Genomic DNA, 4,328 nt, shown 5'->3' on the forward strand with positions numbered 1-4,328 from the left:
CGTGCGCTCATAGGAACCCGCGCGCAGGAACCGCTCGCGCTCGATCTGCATCGCCAGCTCGAACGCACGGCCAAAGACCGTGGCAATATCACCGGGGCCATGCTCGATCAGATGTTCCAGGACCGCCTCGATCGCCGTATCATTCCGTCCGTCCATTCGACTGTCTCCATGGTGGTGTTGCAACTCCATGGAATACCAGGATGGGCCGCCCCTGCCGGGGCGTGCCCCGGCAGGGGCGCGCGGCCGACGCGACGACAGAATTTCCAGACGTCAGGTTACAGTACCTCGCCTCCGTCACCGCCTCGGTGACGGTCGCCAGCGGACAAGTCTCCATCAGGCGCAGAACCTGAATGAACTCGCGCTTGCCGCGATTGCCCATGCGCGCCTCCAGGAGATGGCGAAGGTGCTGGAAGGCTTCCGGCAGATTCCAGCCCTGCAGTGGGGCAGCTTGGTCGAGGGCGTTCGGCTTCGTCTCGATCAGCATCAGGTAATGGAGGGGATCGAAGACGAAGGTGCCGGTGCCGTAGTCGCGCCGATGACGGGCGATCTCCTCGCCGGCGCAAAGGATCACCACCTCGTCGACGAACCCCTTCACCAGGACCTCTCGGAAGCCAAAGCTCGTCGGCACCGAGTAGTCGTTGCACCGATATCGGACCAGCGAGGTCGAGGAGACCCGCCCTATCCGCTTCTCGCACGGTTCGAGCGGTGTTGCCGGAAGCCGCTGGAAGGCCGCCAGATCGGCGACGAGCCGCTCGCCGATCGTCTCGCTATGGCGTGCGGCCCGCTCGTTCTGCCGACTGCGGCATCGCTCGGCCAGCATGGCGTTCAGATCGTCGAAGCTCGCCGCATGCGGGATCGGCGTCATGAAGTTCGATCGGGCAAACTTCACCAGCCCCTCAACCTTGCCCTTGTCGTTTCCCTTGGCTGGTCGCCCAAAACGATCCCTGAACAGGTAATGGCTCTGGAGTTCGGTGAAGGCCCGGGTCCGCTCACGCCGACCATCGCCACAGATCTTCGCCACCGCAATCGTGGTGTTGTCGTAGAGGATCGACAACGGCACGCCGCCGAAGAAGTCGAAAGACGACACGTGCCCATCGAGAAACGCCTCCGTCGTCTCGCGCGGATAGGCCTTCACAAACGGCGCGTCCGACTGGGCGACGTCCATGCAGAAAAAGTGGATCTTCTGGCGAACCCCGCCGAGCACTGCGATCGCCTCGCCGAAATCCACCTGCGCGTGGCCAGGCGGATGCGACAGCGGCACGAAGGTCTCCCGCTGAGGCCAATGACCTGACCGCACTTCGGGATCTTGTCCTTACTCTCGTAGACGGTACGCCGCGGCAAAAAGCCGATGCGGAATTGAAATTTCTTTCGGACGCTCACGGCGGTCTGACCTCGGATACAAAGACCTTCATTGCCAACGTCGTCAAAGGTGAGGGCGGGCGGCCGCGGCGCGCTGACAGGCGCGCCCTGTTCGATGCCCACAGGCAGGGAACGACACCGACCCTTCTGGCCGACCTGCTTGACTATGTCGCGAGCTTAAACACTGTTTCGTGCAAGCTCAGGGAATCCGTCAGCGCACTCAGATGTATTCTCGAAGAACACATCAGTTCAGGCAGTGACCTAACATCCTTGTATGTTGAGGAAATCTCCAGGAGGAAATACCACAGCCGCAGCAGCGCCTTTCGCTGCATCGGCAGTACCTTGCTCGTTAAAGGATTGGAATTCGATCATGTTGTGATCCTCCGCAATCCCAACTGGCAGCAGAGCTGGGGAAACTACAGGGACCTCTACGTCGCGCTCTCGCAAGGCTCGAATAGTGTGAGACTCATCGACCTGGCTGCTTAAGAATTTTCATACAGCTTCGCTTTCGGATGCCCTTGAAGCGTCTGCGCAAATTGGTTCGGCGCGTCAGGTTCTCCACCCGACGGGGAACGGTCTGAACCTATCGAGCTCGCACATGACGATATCAGGCAGCCTTCCAGAATGGCTCCGCGAGAATGTCGATCGGCGTCGCGCTGCATTTTGGGCAGTGCCACATGTTAGCGGCCATCTGCGACCCTGTGGAGACAGCATCACAGTGCAGACAGTGCCACTCTCTCGAAAGCCCACGCTCCCGGAATAACGGATGAAGTGCGCGCCCTTCCTTATCCGGTTTTGTTGACCGGCGCGGCCAATCGGCTGCAATGCGAGCCCGTAGCATCTCCGCAGCCTCGTAGGCGATCGTCAAGGCTTTCGAAACGAATGCTGGGTCCAGGACAGGATTGTGCCTCGAATCGTCGTATATCTCGATCAACGGCTTTTCGGAAGGTGCCTGTTCCACGCAAATGGCCCAACCTTGGCCGCCCATAAGAACCTCGAAATCGATCTCTATTGTGTAGTCGTGACCGTCAATACTGCCGTGTTTTTGGGTCGCGAAACCCAGCCCAATAGTGAGGCGTGAGCGCGTGTTGGTGTTCCGTGCATTTGACTCAATAGCGAGAGTGTCCACCTTCGCAGGGTCTGGCCTCCAGCCGGTTTCCCTTGCAACGGTCAGCGCTCTCCAGTGCGGAAATTCAAACGCGTGAGCGATCACATCGAGAGCGTCGTGGTGGGCGATGCGTTGCCGGCGAGCAAGCCGCTTGGCGATGGTTTTTAGAGAATTCAAGTCGTTGTAGTTCGTCATGGTCCATTCCTTCGATCACGGACCTGACTAGGTGCCCACTGCCAATCAAGTCCGCCCAAAGGGAGTGGTCATGAAGGAGACTGGAAAAGCACTGCATGGCTTCGCGCGAATGGGCACACCGGCCTGTGCTTAAGGCCGAGACAATGCTAGAAAAAATCCCTCTCGTGGTCAAGATAAGTGTGTGCGACCAGTCGTTCCATCCGGTTTTGAGTGGCGCATCCGGCTGGCGCCGGGCCGGCCTCTCGTAAACCGAGCCCGCTATTGCGGTTTCGGCCATTCGGCTTCGATCCCTCGCACGATCCGAAGGACGGCTCCACGCGAGTGTCCTCGGTCCCGCGCCTCCAAGTGGCGCTCCTTCGAGGCCGTCGAGTTCGCCACGCTGAACTGGGTCGACTGGTTCAACAATCGCCGGCTGTTGGAGCCCATCGGCAACATTCCGCCGGCCGAAGCCGGGGATCGCTACTACGCCATGCTCGCCGAGCAGAAGCTGGCCGCGTAACTCAAACCAAACGGCCTCCGGCAAACCCGGGGCGGGTCAGGCTTCGGTATTAGGCCATTCACAGCCGCGAGTCTGGGCCAGTCAAGACCTGCCCCCGTAACCAACATACGACCTGCCGAACGTAGTCACGGTGGAGCCATCGTGGGAGGCCCTTCCACAGCCCAATCCGTCAGAAATCGCTCGCCTTCCCCTCCAAATGAAGCATGCATGGTGTCGCCCGCATCGCCACTGCAGGGGCGATGAGGGACCGCCCGGACTGAGCTACCGGGCTTCCAGTGGTAGTAGCGTCGGCATCGGCCGGCGCCATGCACCGGAGGCTAAAAATGGCACGCACTATCAGGCTCAACGACATCCAGCTTGTCTTGCTCTGCACCGCGGCGGGGCGCGAGGATCGCATGGTCCTGCCTCCGCCCCAGAGCGTCCCGCTTGATGACCCCGAGACCAAGAAGGCGCTACAGGGTCTCCTCAGGCGGCGTCTCGTGGAGGAGGCAAAGGTCCCGCTCGATGCACCGACATGGCGCATCGGGGAAGGCGACCAGCCGCTCGGTCTCGTCATCGCCGCAGCTGGCTTCGACGCAATCGGCCTCAGCGAGATGGCGGGCGACCCTCCGGCATCAGCCAAGAAAGAGACCCATCCCACCTGCCCGAAGCGTCGGGGCAAGGATGCCCAAAAATCCAACGCGGCCGAGAAGCCGATGGCACGCAGACCCAAAGCCCAAAAGGGGAAGTCAGCGGCACAGAAGACCAAGGCCAGCGCGGTGCTCACCCTGCTGCGTCGCAAGAGCGGCACCACACTGCCCCAGTTGATGGAAGCCACCGGCTGGCAGCCCCACAGCGTGCGCGGCTTCCTCTCAGGCACTGTGAAGACCCGCATGGGCCTCACCCTCACCTCGGAAAAGCCGAACGGCGGCGAGCGCCGCTACCGCGTCCAGGGCGGGAAGGCATGATGAAGACGGCACTCTCCCGGCCCGCGCCCATCTCGGGCGCGGGTCGGTCATCAGGACACCCGGCAGATAATGTCGAGACGCAGATTGCAGAACTCAGGAGTCTTCCCCGTCCCGATCTAGCCGCGCGCTGGCAGTCGCTCTTCAGAACCGACCCGCCCAAGGGCATCAGCATCCGATTGATGATCGGTGCCCTTGCCTACGCCATTCAGGCCAAGAGCTA

Annotated in this window: 3 protein-coding genes and 3 pseudogenes; 4 read left to right on the top strand and 2 right to left on the bottom strand. The window is 61.3% G+C overall.

The window, feature by feature from the left end:
* Positions 1–139: 139 nt before the first annotated feature.
* Positions 140–1,273: pseudogene (gene istA / locus ACESNB_RS15600) on the bottom strand (IS21 family transposase); the annotation flags it as partial.
* Positions 1,274–1,356: 83 nt separating this feature from the next.
* On the opposite strand from istA, the gene ACESNB_RS15605 reads away from it, so the two are divergent.
* Complete coding sequence (locus ACESNB_RS15605) at positions 1,357–1,845, top strand: hypothetical protein (protein ID WP_373008970.1); 489 nt, start codon at positions 1,357–1,359, stop codon at positions 1,843–1,845.
* Between the two features lie 121 nt (positions 1,846–1,966).
* Here the strand turns inward: ACESNB_RS15605 and ACESNB_RS15610 are convergent, their stop codons facing one another.
* Entirely contained in the window at positions 1,967–2,662 is a 696-nt protein-coding gene (locus ACESNB_RS15610) for a hypothetical protein (protein WP_373008972.1), read from the bottom strand.
* A 334-nt stretch (positions 2,663–2,996) separates the two neighbouring features.
* On the opposite strand from ACESNB_RS15610, the pseudogene ACESNB_RS15615 reads away from it, so the two are divergent.
* The 3 genes and pseudogenes from ACESNB_RS15615 to ACESNB_RS15625 all read left to right on the top strand — a co-directional run.
* Positions 2,997–3,161 (top strand): annotated as a pseudogene (locus ACESNB_RS15615) (IS3 family transposase); the annotation flags it as partial.
* Between the two features lie 323 nt (positions 3,162–3,484).
* Complete coding sequence (locus ACESNB_RS15620) at positions 3,485–4,108, top strand: DUF3489 domain-containing protein (protein WP_373008974.1); 624 nt, start codon at positions 3,485–3,487, stop codon at positions 4,106–4,108.
* A pseudogene (locus tag ACESNB_RS15625) lies at positions 4,105–4,328 on the top strand (hypothetical protein); the annotation flags it as partial. The gene ACESNB_RS15620 and the pseudogene ACESNB_RS15625, both read left to right, overlap by 4 nt.

Source organism: Hyphomonas sp. (assembly GCF_041689225.1).
In the GTDB taxonomy this organism is placed as follows: Bacteria; Pseudomonadota; Alphaproteobacteria; order Caulobacterales; family Hyphomonadaceae; genus Hyphomonas.